Source organism: Deltaproteobacteria bacterium, from assembly GCA_018668695.1.
Taxonomy (GTDB): Bacteria; Myxococcota; XYA12-FULL-58-9; order XYA12-FULL-58-9; family JABJBS01; genus JABJBS01.
In genome coordinates this window covers 1-18797 of sequence record JABJBS010000233.1, presented here as the reverse complement: position 1 = coordinate 18797, position 18797 = coordinate 1, and the positions used below count along the sequence as shown (strand labels likewise).

16 protein-coding genes are annotated in these 18797 nt (G+C 49.9%); 10 read left to right on the top strand and 6 right to left on the bottom strand.

Translation table 11 applies throughout. From position 1 onward, the window contains the following. Nucleotides 1-105 precede the first annotated feature (105 nt). The 7 genes from HOK28_12415 (at nucleotide 106) to HOK28_12385 (ending at nucleotide 9428) form a co-directional block, all read left to right on the top strand. A complete protein-coding gene (locus HOK28_12415; protein MBT6433894.1) occupies nucleotides 106-927 on the top strand; it encodes a hypothetical protein in 822 nt (273 codons plus the stop codon). 157 nt (nucleotides 928-1084) lie between these two features. After that, complete coding sequence (rpsO, locus tag HOK28_12410; protein MBT6433893.1) at nucleotides 1085-1354, top strand: 30S ribosomal protein S15; 270 nt, start codon at nucleotides 1085-1087, stop codon at nucleotides 1352-1354. A gap of 188 nt (nucleotides 1355-1542) precedes the next feature. Further along, the gene (gene pnp / locus HOK28_12405) at nucleotides 1543-3702 is read left to right on the top strand and encodes a polyribonucleotide nucleotidyltransferase (protein ID MBT6433892.1); all 2160 of its coding nucleotides are present in this window, start codon (nucleotides 1543-1545) and stop codon (nucleotides 3700-3702) included. A gap of 37 nt (nucleotides 3703-3739) precedes the next feature. Next, on the top strand, nucleotides 3740-5113 hold the full coding sequence (gene rsmB / locus HOK28_12400) for a 16S rRNA (cytosine(967)-C(5))-methyltransferase RsmB (GenBank protein ID MBT6433891.1): 1374 nt from the start codon (nucleotides 3740-3742) through the stop codon (nucleotides 5111-5113). A 40-nt stretch (nucleotides 5114-5153) separates the two neighbouring features. Next, nucleotides 5154-6734 (top strand): LysM peptidoglycan-binding domain-containing protein, encoded by a 1581-nt coding sequence (locus HOK28_12395; GenBank protein MBT6433890.1) that lies wholly within the window; start codon nucleotides 5154-5156, stop codon nucleotides 6732-6734. A gap of 9 nt (nucleotides 6735-6743) precedes the next feature. Next, nucleotides 6744-7517, top strand: coding sequence for a hypothetical protein (locus HOK28_12390; GenBank protein ID MBT6433889.1), 774 nt, complete (start codon nucleotides 6744-6746; stop codon nucleotides 7515-7517). Nucleotides 7518-7718: 201 nt separating this feature from the next. Beyond that, nucleotides 7719-9428 (top strand): aldehyde dehydrogenase family protein, encoded by a 1710-nt coding sequence (locus tag HOK28_12385; GenBank protein MBT6433888.1) that lies wholly within the window; start codon nucleotides 7719-7721, stop codon nucleotides 9426-9428. A gap of 31 nt (nucleotides 9429-9459) precedes the next feature. Here the strand turns inward: HOK28_12385 and HOK28_12380 are convergent, their stop codons facing one another. The 5 genes from HOK28_12380 to HOK28_12360 form a co-directional block, all read right to left on the bottom strand. Continuing rightward, entirely contained in the window at nucleotides 9460-10572 is a 1113-nt protein-coding gene (locus HOK28_12380) for a DUF444 family protein (protein MBT6433887.1), read from the bottom strand. Between the two features lie 16 nt (nucleotides 10573-10588). Beyond that, entirely contained in the window at nucleotides 10589-11254 is a 666-nt protein-coding gene (locus tag HOK28_12375; GenBank protein ID MBT6433886.1) for a hypothetical protein, read from the bottom strand. 58 nt (nucleotides 11255-11312) lie between these two features. Continuing rightward, entirely contained in the window at nucleotides 11313-13340 is a 2028-nt protein-coding gene (locus tag HOK28_12370; protein ID MBT6433885.1) for a serine protein kinase, read from the bottom strand. Nucleotides 13341-13543: 203 nt separating this feature from the next. Next, nucleotides 13544-15649 (bottom strand): dehydrogenase, encoded by a 2106-nt coding sequence (locus tag HOK28_12365; protein ID MBT6433884.1) that lies wholly within the window; start codon nucleotides 15647-15649, stop codon nucleotides 13544-13546. 194 nt (nucleotides 15650-15843) lie between these two features. Next, entirely contained in the window at nucleotides 15844-16161 is a 318-nt protein-coding gene (locus HOK28_12360; protein ID MBT6433883.1) for a hypothetical protein, read from the bottom strand. A 139-nt stretch (nucleotides 16162-16300) separates the two neighbouring features. On the opposite strand from HOK28_12360, the gene HOK28_12355 reads away from it, so the two are divergent. The 3 genes from HOK28_12355 to HOK28_12345 are packed head-to-tail and all read left to right on the top strand — an operon-like array spanning nucleotide 16301 to nucleotide 18087. Beyond that, nucleotides 16301-16780, top strand: coding sequence for a PspC domain-containing protein (locus HOK28_12355; GenBank protein ID MBT6433882.1), 480 nt, complete (start codon nucleotides 16301-16303; stop codon nucleotides 16778-16780). A 27-nt stretch (nucleotides 16781-16807) separates the two neighbouring features. Then, nucleotides 16808-17560, top strand: a complete 753-nt coding sequence (locus HOK28_12350) for a hypothetical protein (protein MBT6433881.1) — start codon at nucleotides 16808-16810, stop codon at nucleotides 17558-17560. Further along, nucleotides 17557-18087, top strand: coding sequence for a hypothetical protein (locus HOK28_12345; GenBank protein MBT6433880.1), 531 nt, complete (start codon nucleotides 17557-17559; stop codon nucleotides 18085-18087). The genes HOK28_12350 and HOK28_12345 overlap by 4 nt, the downstream gene beginning before the upstream one ends. Nucleotides 18088-18091: 4 nt before the next feature. Here the strand turns inward: HOK28_12345 and HOK28_12340 are convergent. Then, nucleotides 18092-18797 (bottom strand): HAMP domain-containing histidine kinase (locus HOK28_12340; protein ID MBT6433879.1); only part of this gene is annotated, 706 nt, incomplete at its 5' end.

Genomic DNA, 18797 nt, shown 5'->3' with positions numbered 1-18797 from the left:
GCATCTCCTCGTTTCTAATGGTATTTGTAACACTGCTAGGGACTTAGATGCGAGTATCGTGAGGCACCAAGTCATCCTCACGCGTTAAGATTAAAGAGAGCAATCATGGTTGAAAAAAATAGCAGTTGGGTTTGGATACACTTCACCTGGATCTGCTTGCTGGCAACCCTTGGCTGCCAATCTGCTGAAGCCGCCTCTAAGACCAGCTCGCAATTAAAGCCCGGCAGTGTTTGTACACTCCAGGGCAACCTCAATATTCGCAATAAAGCCCAAAGAAGAAATATAAAAATCACCGCACTGAGTCAGGGCGACACCTTTGAGATCGTACGATACCACCGGGTGTGGGTCCGCATTCGAGTTGAGGGAAAGATTGCCTTTGCAGCGCCCCAAGGCCTCAAAAAACTGTGCACACCCAAACCCGCACCAACTGAGCCTGAACCACCAGTAGAAACCCCGGTCATTGCGCAGACTCAGCCCAATGTCCAAGAGTCGCCAGCCGAAACAGCCGAGGTGAAGCCACTCACTCAAGAACCGGCGCCCCAACCTGTGGAAGAAAAGCCAGCTCCCGAGCCCATCACAGCCAAAACCACAAAGGCCGCAGCGGTTAAGATGGCTGATTTGCCTCCGATGACCGTAGAGACCGAAGCACATATTTCACAGGGAGCATGGGTTGCCCTCGGAACAGGAGCGGCCGGGATTGGGGCAGCTGCCTATTTTGTGACTCAGCTAACGAAACAAGATGAAGCGAGAACCGGACAATATGCGCTGATTACCGGAACTGCCGGGCTCATGGCCTTAGTGGTCGGCTTTTCTTATATTTTGTACCCAGAGATCCGAACCAAAGCCCCAAGTCCGAAAGATTCAGAGGCCATATCCACCCAAATTCTCCTTGGCCCAAATTCCATTGGCCTCGCCGGTGAATTCTAGAGCAATCAGCCGCTGGCCAAAGATCGAAGTTTGACCGCTCAGTGCAAAGCTTTTCCCCATAATCTTGACTACTTAGCAGGGATCCCTTAGAGGTAGCGCCTTCATGACGGCTCCTCCACCACGCCGGGGGGGAACGCTAACATATATGAGGTGAATCATGGCGCTGGAAACCACAAAGAAAGCTGAAATTGTTGAGAAATTTAAAACTCATGACGGAGACACTGGTTCTCCTGAAGTTCAGGTAGCGCTTCTTACAGAGCGTATTAACGGCCTGACTGACCATTTTAAAGCTCACAAAAAAGACCATCATAGCCGCCGCGGGCTGCTTTTGTTGGTCTCAAAGCGTAAGCGACTCCTTTCTTACCTGAAAGGTCGCAGTGTTGAGCGATATCGTACGCTCATCAAAGAACTCGGACTACGTAAGTAAGTCTAGAGTCAGTGAAGACCATACGACAAAAGACCGATTGACCCAGCCTGGCTATTGTAGTCGGGTCACGGGTGGTCGGTCTTTTTTTGTATGTGGACTAAGTTTCCGCAGTGGAAACAAGCGGTTGTCACGTGTGCTGTCCAAACCGCAACGTAGGTATTAGTCAGTAGGAAAAAGAGGAATTAGAAATGACTATGGTAGAAAAACAAGTTCAGGTTGGTGAAACAACGATCACCGTCCAAACCGGCAAGGTTGCAAAGCAAGCTTCCGGCTCAGTTATGATTTCAGCGGGCGGAACAACAGTTCTCGTTACAGCTGTTGGCTCAAAAGACGCTCGACCCGATATCGACTTCTTGCCGTTAACCGTCGATTACCAAGAGAAGATGTCTGCCGCGGGTAAAATCCCAGGTGGCTTCTTTAAGCGTGAAGGCCGTCTTCGTGAAAACGAAACCCTTACTTCTCGAATTATTGACCGCTCTATCCGCCCGCTCTTCGCTGACGGATGGCAGTCTGAAACACAAATTATTGCAACAGTATTCTCAGCCGATGCAGAGCATCCAGCTGACGCACTGGCACTGATTGGTGCTTCAACCGCATTGCACATCTCTGATCTTCCTTTCTTAGGACCGATTGCAGGTATTCGTGTTTGCCGCATCGACGGTAACTTGGTTGCAAACCCAAGCCACGAAGCGCAGCAAGATGCTGACATCAACCTTTTCGTAGCATCTAGCAAAGACGCCATCATGATGGTTGAAGGCGGTGCAGACGAAGCATCTGAATCAGACATCATTGACGCACTTCTTTTCGCTCACGAACAAGCACAAGCGGTTATCGCAATGCAAAACGAACTTCGTGAAGCATGCGGTAAAGAAAAGCGCGTTGTAACTCCAGCAGTTGTAGACGCTGACCTTGCTGCTAAAGTTGCAGACCTTGCAACTCAGTCAGTAACCGACGCTTACAGCGTTAAAGAAAAGATTGCTCGTTACGCAGCTCTTGATGCAGCGAAAAAAGACCTCGTTGCTAAGCTCGTTGAGCAAGACGAAACCATGGCTGCTCGCAAAGGCGAAATCAGCTCGATTTTCGGCGACCTCAAATACAACCTCGTTCGTAAGAAGATGGTTGCTGAGAACGTTCGTATCGATGGCCGAGGCCCTGCAGATGTTCGTGGCATTTCAACTGAGACAACCATTCTCGAGCGTACACACGGTTCAGCCCTGTTTACCCGCGGTGAAACACAGTCCATCGTAACTTGTACCCTCGGTACGAAGCAGGATGAGCAACGTGTTGATGGTCTTCTTGGTGATAGCTTTGAAAACTTCATGCTGCATTACAACTTCCCTCCATACTCTGTAGGTGAAGCTCGCTTCATGCGCGGCCCTGGCCGACGCGAAATCGGACACGGTAGCCTTGCTCACCGCGCTCTGAAGAAGCTGGTACAGTTCGGTGAAGACTTCCCGTACACCATTCGTATTCTCAGTGACATCACTGAGTCCAACGGTTCATCTTCCATGGCAACAGTTTGCGGTGGTTCAATGAGCATGATGGATGCTGGTGTTCCAATGAAAGCAGCATGCGCTGGTATCGCCATGGGTCTTATCCAAGAAGGCGACAAGATGATGATTCTCTCCGATATTCTCGGCGACGAAGATCACCTTGGCGACATGGACTTCAAAGTAGCTGGTACTGCCGAAGGCATCACCGCTATCCAGATGGACATCAAAATCACAGGTGTTACCCGTGAAGTGATGGAAACTGCACTGACTCAAGCACGTGAAGGTCGCTTGCACATCCTCGAAGAAATGGCCAAGACACTTGGCGATACTCGCGAAGAGATGAGCAACTTTGCACCTCGCATCACAAGCTTCAAGATCAGCCAAGACCGCATCCGCGACGTTATCGGACCGGGCGGAAAAGTTATCAAAGACATCATTGCTCGCACGGGTTGCCAGGTGAACATTGATGACGACGGTACTGTAAATGTTGCAAGCGCCGACGGCGAATCTGCATCACGCGCAGTGAAGATGATTAGAGACCTCACTCAAGAAGCTGAAGTAGGCAAGCTCTACCTCGGTAACGTTCGTAAGGTTACAGACTTCGGTGCATTCATCGAAATCTTCCCTGGAACAGACGGCCTCTGCCACATCTCTGAACTCGCTGATCGTCGCGTGAAGCAAGTTGAAGATGTTGTTCAAGAAGGTGATGAAGTTCTTGTGAAGTGCATCGGTGTTGAAAAAGGCCGTATTCGTCTTTCACGTAAAGAAGCCATCGCTGACGAGAAGAAGAGAAAAGAAGAAGAAGCTGATGCACCTGCTGAAGAAGCAGAAGCACCGGCCGAAACTGAAGCTTAAGTTTCTTGGAAGCTGAAGGAATGAAAGAGCCAGCTCTATGACCACTTCAGTTTCCAGAGCAATCGCACATCGCGTTCTCCTTCGTACGGAGGAGGACGCAGCGTATGCTCGTCATGCCTTAGACGCCGCTATCAAGCGCGCGCGGCCAGACTCAAGAGACGCCGGACTTGCCACAGAGCTTGTTTACGGCGTTTTAAGAACTGGCCATTCTCTCGACTACATCATTCAGTCATTTCTCCCGCGCCCTTTAAAAAGAGTAACACCTTCGGCTCGCGCGGCCCTGCGCCTTGGCGCCTATGAAATCCTGAATCTACGAACTCCAGATTACTCTGCTGTAGACCAAGCCGTGAGCCTGCTAGACAGTAAAAAACTTCGGGGCTTCGTCAATGGCGTTTTAAGAAACCTTGTACGCCTTAAAGAGCAAGAAAAGGTTCCTGAGCCTCTTAAAGAGATCAAAGATCCAGTTCAAGCTCAAGCTGTTCACTACGGCCTCCCGCTCTGGATGATGAAACTGCTTCATACGGAACTTGGACCCGAGGAAGCGAATCTCTGGGCTGAAGCCAACAGCCACCCTGCGCCCCTTAACATTCGGGTCAACACGCACGTCAGCAGCCGGGATGAGTTGCTTACGCAACTTCAGGAAGCTGAAATAGCCGCCGTTGCTCTACCTTTGTTTCCCGACGCGCTTGAGCTTGCTCCTGCTGGCAGTATTGCCGCACTGCCTGGTTTTGCCGACGGCGCTTTCATTGTTCAAGATCCTGCAGCACAGCTTGTGGGCTACCTCGTGTCTCCGCAAGAAGGCCAAAATATTCTAGACCTTTGCGCAGCTCCTGGAGGAAAATCACTTCACCTGGCTCAAATGCTTGAGCACACGGGCAAAGTGGTGGCCGTGGATGTTCATCAACATAAGATGAACCTTATTCAAGACAACGCCAATCGGCTCGGCCTTAAGAATGTGATTCCTCAGTTCTCGGATGCAACGCAGCTCGCCTCCATGAAAAAAGTGCTTGAGCGAACCAAGATAGAGCATGTTGACCATATCGTTTTGGATGCGCCTTGCTCAGGCCTGGGTACCCTCAGACGCCACCCCGAGCTGCGCTACAAAGAAGATGCCCGCATCCAAGAGCTTTGCGAGCTGCAAGACGCGCTTCTACTTACCGCCAGTCAGCTCATGGGTCCCGGCTCCACGCTCACCTATTCGCTTTGCACCATGACCCAAGCAGAGGGTATCGCGCGAATTGAAAAACTTATTGGGAATGATTCCAGCCTCCAGGCAGTTCCCCTTACAAACCCCGTGCTCGCTCCATTCGTATCCGACTCGAAACTGGGCGAGAAAACGGTTCTGCAAACTTTAACCCACAAGCATGGCGCAGATAGCTTCTTTGCGATGCAGCTAAGAAAAAAGCCGTAATTTTGCTCATCGTGGTTAACTGAATTATTTTTAGAGACCCATGGATTGGCATAACTTTATCATAAAACGATTTTATCTCGGCGCAGCGCTCATTTGCCTACTCTCCGCTTCTCAAGCCTGGGCAAATCAAAGTGATGATACGCTCGAAGCGATTCTCACCCAGCCTGAAGAAGAAGAGTTTATCAGTGTGAGGATGCACCAAATTGATTTGGTCCTACACGATATTCTTCCAAAGCAATTTGCTCATACCCCAAGCGCTGAAACCCAAGTTGCTGGATTGTTTAAATTTCCACCTCAAACCCATCAACTCATCGATCCCGAATACGAACGCCAACTTGAGGCCAATCTTGCCTGGCTCAATAAGCCGAGCGTTTCTGAAATGCTTGAAACGGCACAAACCGGGCCCGTTTTTGATATCCCCATGCGGTCTCACCCACTTGTTGACCGTTACATCAACTACTTTACTGGACGGGGCCGCAAGTTCTTTGGACGTTGGCTCGCCAGAGCCGACCGCTATAAGCCCATCATGCAGCCAATCCTTCGTGAAATGGGATTACCGGAAGACACCATTTATCTTGCGATGATTGAAAGCGGCTTTTCTGCCAAAGCATATTCAAGTGCCGCCGCCTCCGGATTTTGGCAATTTATTCCTTCCACGGGCCGGCGCTATGATCTGCGGCAAGACTTTTGGGTCGATCAAAGACGCGATTTCATTTTTGCGACGCGCAGTGCTGGGAGATTTCTAACGAGACTTCACAAACGTTTCGGCAACTGGCATTTGGCCTGGGCAGGATACAATGCCGGCGGTGGACGCATCAGCCGCGCACTCAAAAAGTACAACACCAACGACTTCTGGACGCTCATCGAACATAAAAAGAGTCTCGCCAAAGAGACCCAGCATTATGTCCCCAAACTTATAGCCGCAGCTTGGGTTTCCAAAAATAGAAAACTCTACGGCTTCGACAACATTGAGCCCCTTAGCCCACTAAGCTGGGACGAAGTTAAAGTAAGAGAGCCAACCGATCTGAGGATTATGGCGAAGGTGCTTGGCACCTCTCTCGATACCCTGACAACCCTCAACCCCTCTTGGAAACAAGCTATCTCGCCGCCGGGACGCACCTCGTTGATGCGCGTACCCAAAGGCATGGGCAAAGAGACTCAAACTTGGCTTAGTACTCGCCCGGCCACCGAAAAACTCGATTACGTGGTGCACAAGGTTCGCAGCGGCGACACGCTCTCGGAGATTGCACGCGCCTACAATTCAAGCACCCATGCGATTAAAAGCGTAAACAAAATTCGCAATGCACGGGCTCTTAAACTCGGTCAAAACCTGATGATTCCAAAGACCGGGGTTCGCAAGATTACCAAAAAGAGCATCGCAAAAACTCAAAAGGCCATCGATAGGCTCAAAAAACGCAAAGAAACTCGGCCTGCAGTTACCAAAATCGCTGCTGCCCTGCCTCGTAAAACTTCCGCCAATTCAACCACCTATCGGGTCCGGTCAGGAGATACGCTCTGGTCTATTGCCAGACGTCATCAAATAAGCGTTACTAAACTTAAGAAGCTCAATGGACGTAGCACCAACCGCATTCGTATTGGTGAGGTTTTGCACGTCTTCTAGGACACCTGCATGAACGCATCGAAGCCGATTCTACACCTCATTGGACTATGCCTGGGGATGCTCTCGCTCGTAGCTTGTGGAGGGCCCGTGGAGATTCTTAGTCAGAGCCTTCCGTGCGTAGACAATTCCGATTGCCCCGCTCAAGAAAGCTGCTTGAGAAATCGCTGCGTGCCTTACGGAAGCATTAACCAAGACGAAACCTGCACAGACGAAGAGCAATGCGGCGAAGGACTGCTCTGCTTTGGTTTTCAGTGTATCCCGGGTTGCTCAGATGTTTACCGCGTTGATGATTGCGAGAACGGAGAATTCTGCGAGCCCGTCGATCATAGCTTTGTAAGAGACGATACAGGCGCGCGCACCATGGTTGGAACCTGTGAGCCCAGCGAATGCGATCCCTCCGCAAGCGGGTCACAATGCCCTTCTGGCGAGTCTTGCGTTCACATTACGACCAATACCGGTGCCTGTGTGCCGGGCTGCTCTTATGGCTTTGCTGGAGGCATCTACCACGACGATTGTGCCCCTCGCGACGGGCTGGAGCACAGCTGCCATCCACTGGGGACAAATTTAGTACCAGTCTGCCTCCCGGCCGGTGACAGCGACGGGCCCACGAGCGGACAACCTGGCTGCCACAACATCGAAAGCCCTTGTTATCAAAGCAATATTTGCCTCAATGTGGTGTGTCGACAGATGTGTCAGCCGGGCCAAACCAATCCCTGCCCTGATGACGCTCGGTGCATTGAATTGGGTGAGCGAACCGACGTTTCATATTGTAAGGCCAATTAATCCCGCCGCTTTCTCAGAAGCGATCAAGCCTCTAAATGCTTCTATTTCTATTCCATTGCCTGCGATGGCCTTGCCAGAGACCGCTGAGCGCTGAGGATAGCTCTGACGCACTGCGCTTAAGCATTGAACATATCTTGCCGGCGCGATAACACTACGCAGAACCTCATACGTTGGTTACCCGATTTCGAAGGAGCTAGTTCCATGGCCTCACCATCTTTTCCCGAACCACCTGCATCGATGACCCCCACTTCTCTTGAGAAGTGTGATTCACACGTTGCTACCCTCAACGCCAATAAAGATGCTTGGACAAAAGTTAGCATCAACGAGCGTATTCAGCTTCTTGAAGAGTGCATCGAAAACACCTTGGCCGTGGGTCATGAGTGGGTAGAAGCAGGGTGCCGTGCCAAAGGCATTGAGCAGGGCAGTAAGCTCGCGGGTGAAGTTTGGTTTGCAGGTCCCACAACGACCATTCGAAATATGCGCCTCTTAGTCGAAACCCTCAAAGCTGGTGGTCAACCGAAACCACCGCAGCAGTGGACGCGTAGCAACGGACAAACTGTAGCTCGAGTTTTCCCAGCTGACCTTTACGACCGTATCCTTTTCACTGGCTTTACCGCGGATGTATGGATTGAGCCGGGTAAGCCTGCCACTCAAGGAAATATTTATCGTCAGAAGAGTTACGGCAAAGAGACTGAAGGAAAAGTAAGCCTCGTTCTCGGCGCTGGCAATATCTCGTCTATCGGACCGATGGATATGCTCTACAAACTTTTCGTAGAAGATGAAGTGGTCATTCTTAAGACCAACCCAGTAAACGCCTATACCGGCCCAATGGTTGAGCGTGCATTCGCTCCTTTAATCAATCGCGGATTTTTCGCGGTGGTTCACGGCGGAGCAGAAGTTGGCAAGCACCTATGTGATCACGATGGTATCCACACCATTCACATTACAGGTTCTGACCAAACCCACGACGCAATCGTTTGGGGCGGCAACAAGAAGCAAATCAAAGAGCGCAAGAAGACCGGAACGCCTACCAATGAGCGCCCCGTAACTTCAGAGCTTGGTTGTGTAACACCGGTATTTGTTGTGCCTGGTGCATGGTCTGACGCAGAACTCGACTATCAAGCGCGACAAGTTGCAGCGATGGTTTCCCATAATGGTTCTTTCAACTGCAACGCCGCTAAAGTACTCGTCACTGCTAAAAACTGGCCGCTTCGCGATGAATTTATTCACCGCGTCAAGCAAACTCTAGCCTGCACACCTCCTCGTAAAGCATATTACCCTGGAGCCGAAAGCCGCTACGAAACCTTCATGAAGAAGTACCCCGAGTCGCTTAAGCTCGGTGAAGAAGGTGCTGAAATTGTTCCTTGGACGCTCATTCCAGACGTAGCTTGTAAAAAAGGTGAATACGCTCTGACGAATGAAGCATTTTGCGGCGTCATTGCAGACCTTGCTATTGATGCTACCGAAGCCGACGAATTTCTCGATAAAGCGGTGGCTTTTGCGAACGCCAATATCTGGGGAACGTTGTCTTGCTGCATGCTGATTCATCCGAATACTGAGAAGCAGTACGGCGCAGCTTTTGAGCGTGCCATCTCTGACCTTCAATACGGCGGTATCGGCATCAATTGCTGGCCTGGCCTTATCTACGGTCTATGTGTCACCACCTGGGGTGCTTACCCTGGCCACCCACTCGAAGACATCGAGTCTGGCCGAGGCGTCGTACACAACACATACCTATTCGACCACCCACAAAAGAGCGTCGTGAAGGCGCCCTTTAGAATCAGGCCAACGCCGGTGTGGTTTGCGGACCACCGCACACTCTCTGACGTAGGTAGAGCGATGGCGAACTTTGAAGCGTCGCCTTCTTTACTAAGATTACCCGGAGTGGTTGCCCCTGCGCTGCGGGGCTAGAAACCTGCGATGGCGGGGCCTCAAGCCTCGCCTACTTGCCCTTGCCTAGAAATTCCTGAATCGATGTACAGATAGCATCTTTGTTTGGAATTTCACTCGTGATGACTTCCTCGTCTTCACCAAACGCCTCTTTTAAATCCTTGATAAACTGCCCTGAGCCATAAGGACTCTCTACTTGTCCGTAACAAAAGACATTGGAGAACGGAATAATTTTATCACGCAGCAATGTCAGGCATAGGCGCGTATCATCGGCTGACCAGTTATCTCCATCGGAGAAATGGAAAGGGTAAATGTTCCACTGGTCCACGGGGTACTCGGCTTCAACAATATCTGCACAAAGCTTATAGGCACTGGAAATCATCGTGCCGCCAGACTCACGGGTACGAAAAAAAGTATCGCGGTCCACTTCTTTAGCCATCGCATCGTGAATGATAAATCTCGTTTCGAGACCTTTGTACTGTGAGCGAAGCCACGTATCGATCCAAAAGGATTCGATTCGCACGATTTCTTTTTGCTCCTCACCCATACTCCCGGAAACATCCATCATATAGAGAATGACCGCATTGGTTTGAGGATTGTTCGTTACATTCCAGCTTCGATAACGCCGGTCGTCTCGCGTGGGCACAATCACTGGGTTGTCTGGAGTATATTTGCCCAGCGCAATATGGCGCCTTAAAGCGCGTTTGTAAGTACGCTTAAAATGGCGCAGCGATTCAGGGCCGTTCGTCTGGACTCCCGTGTATTTGAGATCATCAGACGACATCTTCTCTGAACCCTTAGGCTCAATGTTCGGTAGCTCTAAGGCTTCACCTAGCATTTCGGCCAGCTCGGCAAAGGTCACTTCAACCTCTAACGAGTGACTGCCTCCGTCACTTCCTGCCTGACCTTGGCCTTCACCTGGCTGTACATTACCTGGCTTTAAAACATCACCAACATCGCCCTCACCTTGGCCCACGCCACCGGTATCACGATGGTCAAATTGAAAATGAGGCAGCTCAATCTGGGGAACAGGAATCGAGATCTGATCATTGCCCTGCTTACCGATCATCTCCCCCTGAGTAATGTACTTACGCAGGTTGTCCTTGATCTTGCCGCGAATGATTTCTCGAAAACGAGAGTGGTCTTGTTTAATCTTCAATGCCATATCTATCTAAATGCTATCACGATGTGTGCTGAACCAGCCACACCCCAACGCGCTCCAATACCTCAATTAAGATTTCATCCTCAGAAGAAAGCTGGTGCCCAGTCGCCCGTGCTCGTTCCAGCATGCTCAACTCGCCTCGATTAACCCGTCCAGATGACTGTAGAAATCGCAATAGCTGAGCCATATCGGCACCATGGAGCTGCGACAAAAGCCCCAAGACTTGTTTGCCCTCTAAACTTTCACCGGCACCCAACCCTTGATGTAAGCGCCGCGCCTCTTCTGAAATCGCCGCCAAAGACATCCCTTCGACTTGGGTATCCTCGGAATCCGCAGCACCTGCTTCAACATACTCTTGAGGTAACTGACTCCATGGAGGCAAAGGGGCCAAGTGCAGCCGCTGACCGATACTATCGAGGTCACGGTACAACGCCTTGCTGGCTTCCTGACGTAAAAACGGTTTCGGGTGACTCGCCACTCGGGCAAAAACGCGCCAAAGGTCTTGGCAATCCACAGCCGCCAGTGACTCCGGCGGAACCAAATGGCTGGCCATAGCGGCCAAAGACCGGGTAACAAGTTCCATACTCCCGGGCTCAGCGCAGACAACTCTGGACGCAATCGCATACATGCGCAGAACATCAAGGCTGTCCGAGGGACGCCCCGGCTGAAAACTCACCTGAGACACGCAAAGCTCCTGCGCTGCTCTTCATCGGATCTACAAACGAATCCGCACCCTCATGGGGTTATTCTTTTGCATCGCCTCGGGCGAAAATCGACGCTACAAAATTTAGAACATCTGTAGCTGAAACTTCGTCGTATCCGTAATTTCGAATCATCCGTTGCTTCACAATATCAATTTTTTCCTGAGTTTCTCGGTCGACCACGTTGGAGACAAGCGTGCTTAACTTGATTGAGTCTTTCTGATCTTCAAAAAGCTTCAATTCAAGCGCCTTATGCAAGCGCTCATTGGTTCGGTAATCAAAGGTTTTACCCTCAACTGCCAACGCCCCAATGTAGTTCATAATCTCCCGGCGAAAATCGTCTTTACGACTTTCTGCAATGTCTATCTTGCTTTCAATCGAGCGCATCAAACGCTCATCAGGCTCTTCAAATTGTCCCGTATATTTATTCTTCACACGTTCTTTTTGAGTGTAAGCCTTCACGTTGTCGATGTAGTTGGCGCATAGCTTTGTAAGAGCTTCTTCGTCTGCTGAAATCGCACGCTGAACTTCGCTCTTCACGATGTCTTCGTACTCTTGTTTCACATGACCAATAATCTCTTTATACTCTTCCTTGTGCTTATCCTTGCTCACCAAAGAGTGCGATGACAAACCTGCCTCCAACTCGTTCAAGAGAAGAAACGGGTTGATACAGCCTTCAGCCTTATCCGAAACAAGGCAATTTGAAATCTTGTCCTGAATATAACGCGGACTGATACCCTTCATGCCTTCATCGACGCTGTTCTTACGAAGCTCAATAACGCTGTCCTCTGTATAGCCAGGAAGAGTCTTCCCGTTGTAGAGCTTAAGCTTTTGTACAAGTGTAAGGTTTTGCTTCGTTGGCTTATCAAGGCGAGTAGCCACGGCCCACATCGCTGCCATCTCAAGCGTGTGCGGTGCGATGTGAATGTCGCGAACGCGGTCTTTTGAAAAGCTCTTCGTGTAAATCTTCTGCTCTTCACTTAATCGCGTGATGTACGGGATATCAATTTTGACCGTTCTATCCCGCAGAGCTTCCATGAACTCGTTGTTCACAAGCTTCTGATATTCAGCTTCGTTGGTGTGGCCAATGATGACTTCATCAATATCTGTCTGAGCAAATTTCTTCGGCTTAATTTTGTGCTCTTGTGATGCACCCAAAAGGTCATACAAGAACGCTACATCAAGCTTGAGCATTTCGATAAATTCGATGATGCCGCGGTTGGCAACTTGAAATTCACCGTCAAAGTTAAATGCGCGCGGATCGGATTCAGAGCCGTAAACGGCAATCTTGCGATAGTTGATATCACCCGTCAGCTCTGTGGAGTCCTGGTTCTTCTCGTCTTTAGGTTGGAAGGTACCAATGCCGACGCGGTCTTTTTCAGAAAGAATCAACCGTCGTACTTTAATGTGCTTCAACACAGAATTAAAATCGCCGTCGTAATGCTCCATGAGCATTTTCATAATGAAACGACATGCCGGGTTCAGCTCACCGCGGGTTTTCACCGTTGTGGGATCAATTCCAATCCCTTTAAGAGCTTCATCTCGCCAGGCGATCGGGATCAAATGTAGAGGCTCTTGATTAATGGGAGATGGAATCACATCTTCATGTTCAAACGGAAGGTCAACCCAATCGTAAGTGTAGAGTGCGCCTTCATCCTTCTTGGAATATGCTTCAAGGCCTTTTTTTAGAAGGCGTGCGATTGTAGACTTGGAGCTTCCGACCGGGCCGTGTAGTAAAATGACACGCTTCTCAGTACCATAACCATAGGCCGCACTCTTAAAGACATTTACCAGTCTCATAAGAGGAATATCGAGGCCGTATACGCCGTCTTCGCCGTCGTTGTCTGGATCATCAAAGAAGGGGTAATGAACAAGCTTCTTCTTGGCGTCGATGTACTCTTCTCGGCCGTAACCCATAATCATATCGAACATACGCTCGTACGCGTTGCGAGTGATCTTGGGATCTTCTTTTACGAGTTCGAGATACTCTTCAAAAGAGCCGGACCAATGGTGGGACCGAAACTCTTGCATATCGTGAAACTTAGCAATTTTTTCTACCAGCGAAGCCATCACCCCTCCATCGTGCATCTTAGCACATATTCAAGGTAACACTGGTCAACAAGGTGGACAACAACATCCGCTTACCGACACAGCGCACACTATCCTACCCTCACGGGCCCATACACTACGGTGCCGCCAATCAGAGGTAGATGCAAGCAATGTAATCCTAGGAGATCACAAAGATTTTGTCATGTCGGGGAACTGAATCAAACTCAGTAGCTGTGGAGTTTTTCGATGCCTGCTAAAACGTCGCGAACTTGTGGCAGAATCGCGTCCTCAAGGCCTGGATGGTAACCTACGAAAGTATCCATCGACGCAACGCGCTGTACCGGTCCATCAAGATAATCAAAGAGTTCATCACCGATACGCGCAGCGATTTCGGAGCCTGAACCCCAGCTCAATGAGTCTTCATAAACAACCAACGCTTTACCGGTTTTCGCCACGCTCTCAGAGATAGCTTCCCAGTCGTAAGGGCTGATCGTTCTTAGGTCGAGCACTTCAACTTCGATACCCATTTTAGCCGCCTGGTTAACTGCGTCTAACGAACGCTTAACCAAGGCACCGTAAGTAATCAGAGTAAGATGCTTACCTTCGCGCAGGCGCTTGGCCTTGCCGAATGGAATCATAAAATCGTCGCCCGGGTTAGGAGCACGATTGTAGGTCTGACGGTAAAGGTGCTTGTGCTCGAGGAACAAGACAGGATCTTCACAACGAATCGCCGTGCGCAGAAGGCCATTGGCGTCCAGTGCATTCGAAGGCAAACATACGCGTAAGCCTGGGATATGTGTGAAAATCGATTCACCGGTTTGCGAGTGATAAACAGCGCCGCCCTTTAAGTAGCCACCGTAAGTGGTACGAATAACAACGGGGCAGTCAAAGTTGTTGTTTGAGCGCCAGCGCATCAACGCCAACTCGCTTCTGATTTGCATCATCGCGGGGTAGATATAATCGAAGAACTGAATCTCAACGACGGGCTTGAGTCCGCGAACCGCCATACCCACTGCTCGGCCAATAATATTAGCTTCCGCCAGCGGAGAGTTGAAAACACGGTTCGAACCGAACTTACGCTGTAAACCAGCTGTAACCTTAAAAACGCCGCCTTTGCCTTTAACGTTCTCAATGTTCTCGTCACGAGAAACATCCGCTACGTCTTCGCCAAAGATAACGATTCCCGGGTTTCGTTCCATCTCGGTGTGCAAGCAGTCGTTGATCAAATCGACCATCGTGCGTGGATCGCCGGTAAAATCAGCTTCGTCTTCTGTATCGAAATCATCAGTGGTCGGGTCTGCATCGTGCGAGTACACGTAATCCATAACCGTGTCAGGTGACGGCGGCTCTGCTGCCAACGCTGATTCTTTAGCCTCAGTTACAATCGCTTCGATCTCATCTTCGATGGTTCGTAGCTGGTTATCATCGATGCCAAAGTCCTGAACGAGTTGCTTGCGATAGACCGTAATCGGGTCAGCCGCAGCCTGCTCAGCAATCTCTTCTTTACTGCGGTACAAACGCTCATCATCACTCATAGAGTGCGAATAAGGTCGCGTCACGTGAGAGTGCAGCAATACTGGACCTTTACGCTCTCGCGCATAGGCTACCGCTTCACGCCAGTTCTCGTAACTTGCTTCTGGATCACAGCCATCGAATTCCAATACCAAGAGGTTTGGATAACCGCGGAAAAGCTTGGAGATAGAGCCACCTGCTGTTTGAAACTCAACAGGTACACTGATCGCATAGCCATTATCCTGGATATGAAAAATGACCGGGAGCTTATCCTGACAAGCTGTGTTCATCGCTTCGTAGAACTCACCTTGGCTGGTCGTGCCTTCACCGGATGAAACATAAACGACTTCGTCGCCATGTGTTTCGCCGAGATCCAAGTCACGCATCTTTACGAAGCCTTCAGCACAACCGACTGCGTTCAAGAACTGCGTACCGGTAGGGCTCGAGGAAGACACAATATTGTGGTCTTTGTGTCCCCAGTGGCTCGGCATCTGACGTCCGCCAGAAGCTGGATCTGCCGCTGCGCCCACGCTTTGGAAAAGCATTTCTTCCGCAGTGACACCCAACCCAAGACAAAGAGCTCGATCACGGTAATAGGTAAAAAACCAATCGTGGCCAGAACGCATAGTCATGGCTGCCGCAGTCTGGGTCGCTTCGTGTCCAGCGCCCGAGATCTGAAAATATACGGCATTTTGTCGTTTTAGTTGAATTTCTACGTCGTCTAGGCGACGGCTAAGGAGCATTGTTCGGAATAAGCTGAGTCTTTCAGCATCCGTTAGTCCCTCAGTTACCGGCTTGATTGATTTTACGCTACTCATGGGCGCTCCATACCTTCTATGGTGTCCTCTGGGCTAGCGTAAAACAACACGATTCGGCGCCTATTATGTGACGCAACGCAGTGCCAATAAAGAATTTTTCAGGTGACCGTCCCCATTGCGCCTTAGATGTCAGGGGCTTGGAGAATCTCAACAATTGGAGTTACCAATTCCTTGATTTGTACGTACATTTTTGATCATTCGTCAGGGGTTTTCCCCTCAACGACCAACCTCTGATGAAGAGCCCGCATATCAGCGATTTTCTCTTCCAGTAGGCTCGCCAGCGCAACTCTCAAATGGGATTCCAGCTCCTGATCATCCGATCCAGTATTCGAAATGACAGTGTCATAAATTTGCTTGGTTTCCTCTGTCACCTGAAGAGTAATCACGTTCTCTGAGAGATGGTCGCCAATCAAATCCCTAATTAAACCGCTTACATTCAGGCCTTGCTCGCTCAAGGTTCGGTACTGCTCCTCGCCTATCATCACATTGACTCGCTTATAACCACCTTCCATTTGCACACTCCTTATCTCGCCCTACTTATACACACTTTTGATCCAAAATTGAAAGTAAACACCATGATTACCCTTGACGAACCGCATAGATGTGTCATCATGTGTATAAGTACACAACAAAACACAAAGGACGCACACCATGACTCACAATGCTCTCAGTAATCAACGCCTCGCGCGTTCATCCCACGGTTATCTCGGCGGGGTTTGTGAGGGTCTTGGTCAGAGATTCTCAATCGAACCTAATCTCCTGCGGCTTGGCTGGTTGGTTTCCACTCTCGTTTTCGGAACAGGGGCACTGCTCTATCTTGCACTTTGGTGGCTTCTTCCACGCAGCGACGACGCAAGCTTCGAACCAACGATTTGGATAGACGGACCCAACGGCCAAAAGCATCCTCCGCTCGCGCGTACTGATGTGGACCGAAAATTTCTGGGCGTCTGTGGCGGTCTCGCCAGACGCTGGGAACTGGATCCAACCATTGTCCGCTTAAGTGCTTTGAGCCTGGTCGTCCTCACGGGACCCTTGGCGCTCATGGCCTACTTAACAGCTGCAATTTTTATCCCATCGTCTGACCGGCTTCTTGAGCAAAGCGGTCAGTACGCAAACCCAATCGAACTTTAAACAAAGAAAAAAAGAAGGAGAAGAGACATGAAAGAAGGAAATATCATGCAAAGGCTAATCCGTTATTGCCAAGGTTTATTCGGTGTCAAAATGAACCAAACCGAAATTGGTCGAACAGATGTTGTTTATCACAACGCTATTCGTGACCGCGTTAAACAACACCACGATTTAAAGACTGCCCTGAGTCGCCTCATTATTCTTCGTAATAAAGCGGACACACGCGGTCTATCGCTTCAAGAAGATTTAAGTGTTGTCGAGGCAGCCTTAAAGACCGCCGCCAAAACTGGCGACGAGGAAAGAGGCATCGAATTGCTTGATAAACGCACCACGTTGCAAAGTGGGATCCAGGCAAGCTCTGTTGAAAGCCGCGGCTTCACACAGCAAATTGATTCAGCCAAAGAGGGGCTTCAACAATTGGCCAAAAGTATTACGGAACTAAAATCCGAACAGGCTAAAATAGAGGCGCGGCGCAAGCACGCTCAAGCCCGCATTCAGGCATCCCAAGCCCTGCAGGGCCAGATGAAAGTGGGAATCGATGAAACGGCTTTAGGACGAGTTCGCGACGCCGTTGACGAGCTCGAGGCAAAGGCTGGTCTTATTGAAGAGCCAATCCATGAGCCCGTAGAATCTTTGTCCATCTCGGCGCTTCGAAAAGAGCAAGATAAAGAGAAGGCCAAAGAAGAGTTTCGGGCCATGCAAGCTCAAGAAAACGCAAAGCTCCTGGTTGCACCGGCCTTTAAGACGCCTCTGGGCATTCAGCTTCAAGAGGTACACTCATGAGAGCCCAGCTTTGGCAATACGCGCTGATGCGCCCTGCCACTTTGACTTCTCTTGGAGTCGGACTTTGGTTCATTCTACGCCCTGTTTACTTAGGGCTGGGTGTTGCACTGGTTCTCTATGGAATTTATCGAGCGATTCAATTCGTCGACAAAACGCCTGATGCCGAAGAAAGACTCTTTCTAAGAAAGGAAAAGAGGCATCACGGCATCAAGAGAAAGCTCAACACGAAAGAGCAGAAACAGTTGATGCAATTGCTAAAATATACAAGGCGACTTGAGGAACTAGGAGGCGATCCCGTTCTGAGCCAAGAAATCTGGAGCCAAGCATGGATGGCAATTGAAACCAACCAAGACAAAAACAGCAACCAAGAATTGGAGTTACTCATAGCCTCATTGCCCGAGCTTCAGGCAACGGGGTCTAAACCTCAGGAAGATCTTCTAAACCGGCTTCGTAAAGAATGTGAAATCATTTGGGCGTCTCAAGCAGAAGCGAACGCGTCTTCAAGCGCCAAGAACTATAAGCTTTAAAACCTTATGCGCCGGCCACAGTGCCGGCCTCTTCCTGATTGTAAGGTAGGCGAATGGTAAATGTAGTTCCCACTCCAACTTCACTTCTCACTTCCACATCACCTGCGTGAGCGCGCATAAAGTTGCGAACAATCGCCAAGCCCAATCCGGTTCCGCCAAATTCACGCGTTGAGGTATTGTCTACTTGGTAAAATGAATCAAAGATTCTCTCTAATGCATCTTTCGCGATACCCATGCCTTCATCCGTCACGGATATCTCTAAGGCTCTATTTCGCTCGGGCTCAAAGACGTCAAAAGGTTGGGCTGCATCCTCCAATTCACAGGAGCGCGCGCGAACCACAATGGTACTGCCTTGCTTTGAAAATTTAACAGCATTGCCCAAGAGATTTGTTACCACACGGCGGACTTTGTCTTTATCCACATTAACCGGCAAGACTGATTCATCGATTTCCAGCGCAATATCCAAATCGCGTTTTTTAGATTGCGGCAATACATCAGAAACACTGCGCTCAATGATCTCCCGCGGATCGCTGACCTCGCGCTTGAGAACCACATTTCCTGACTCAATCCGCGATAAATCTAAAACTTGGCCAATCAGCCCTAATAAGCTCTCGCCTTTTTCCAAAACAGTTGAAACATACTTGCCTTGGTCTTGATTGAGATCTCCAGCGAGGCCATCAAGTAGCATTTCGGCGTAACCGATAATACTC

Excerpts from the sequence above, each read along its gene's own strand:
- HOK28_12415 (MBT6433894.1), top strand. The coding sequence starts at position 106 with ATGGTTGAAAAAAATAGCAGTTGGGTTTGGATACACTTCACCTGGATC.
- rpsO (MBT6433893.1), top strand. The coding sequence starts at position 1,085 with ATGGCGCTGGAAACCACAAAGAAAGCTGAAATTGTTGAGAAATTTAAA.
- pnp (MBT6433892.1), top strand. The coding sequence starts at position 1,543 with ATGACTATGGTAGAAAAACAAGTTCAGGTTGGTGAAACAACGATCACC.
- rsmB (MBT6433891.1), top strand. The coding sequence starts at position 3,740 with ATGACCACTTCAGTTTCCAGAGCAATCGCACATCGCGTTCTCCTTCGT.
- HOK28_12395 (MBT6433890.1), top strand. The coding sequence starts at position 5,154 with ATGGATTGGCATAACTTTATCATAAAACGATTTTATCTCGGCGCAGCG.
- HOK28_12390 (MBT6433889.1), top strand. The coding sequence starts at position 6,744 with ATGAACGCATCGAAGCCGATTCTACACCTCATTGGACTATGCCTGGGG.
- HOK28_12385 (MBT6433888.1), top strand. The coding sequence starts at position 7,719 with ATGGCCTCACCATCTTTTCCCGAACCACCTGCATCGATGACCCCCACT.
- HOK28_12380 (MBT6433887.1), bottom strand. The coding sequence starts at position 10,572 with ATGGCATTGAAGATTAAACAAGACCACTCTCGTTTTCGAGAAATCATT.
- HOK28_12370 (MBT6433885.1), bottom strand. The coding sequence starts at position 13,340 with ATGGCTTCGCTGGTAGAAAAAATTGCTAAGTTTCACGATATGCAAGAG.
- HOK28_12365 (MBT6433884.1), bottom strand. The coding sequence starts at position 15,649 with ATGAGTAGCGTAAAATCAATCAAGCCGGTAACTGAGGGACTAACGGAT.
- HOK28_12360 (MBT6433883.1), bottom strand. The coding sequence starts at position 16,161 with ATGGAAGGTGGTTATAAGCGAGTCAATGTGATGATAGGCGAGGAGCAG.
- HOK28_12355 (MBT6433882.1), top strand. The coding sequence starts at position 16,301 with ATGACTCACAATGCTCTCAGTAATCAACGCCTCGCGCGTTCATCCCAC.
- HOK28_12350 (MBT6433881.1), top strand. The coding sequence starts at position 16,808 with ATGAAAGAAGGAAATATCATGCAAAGGCTAATCCGTTATTGCCAAGGT.
- HOK28_12345 (MBT6433880.1), top strand. The coding sequence starts at position 17,557 with ATGAGAGCCCAGCTTTGGCAATACGCGCTGATGCGCCCTGCCACTTTG.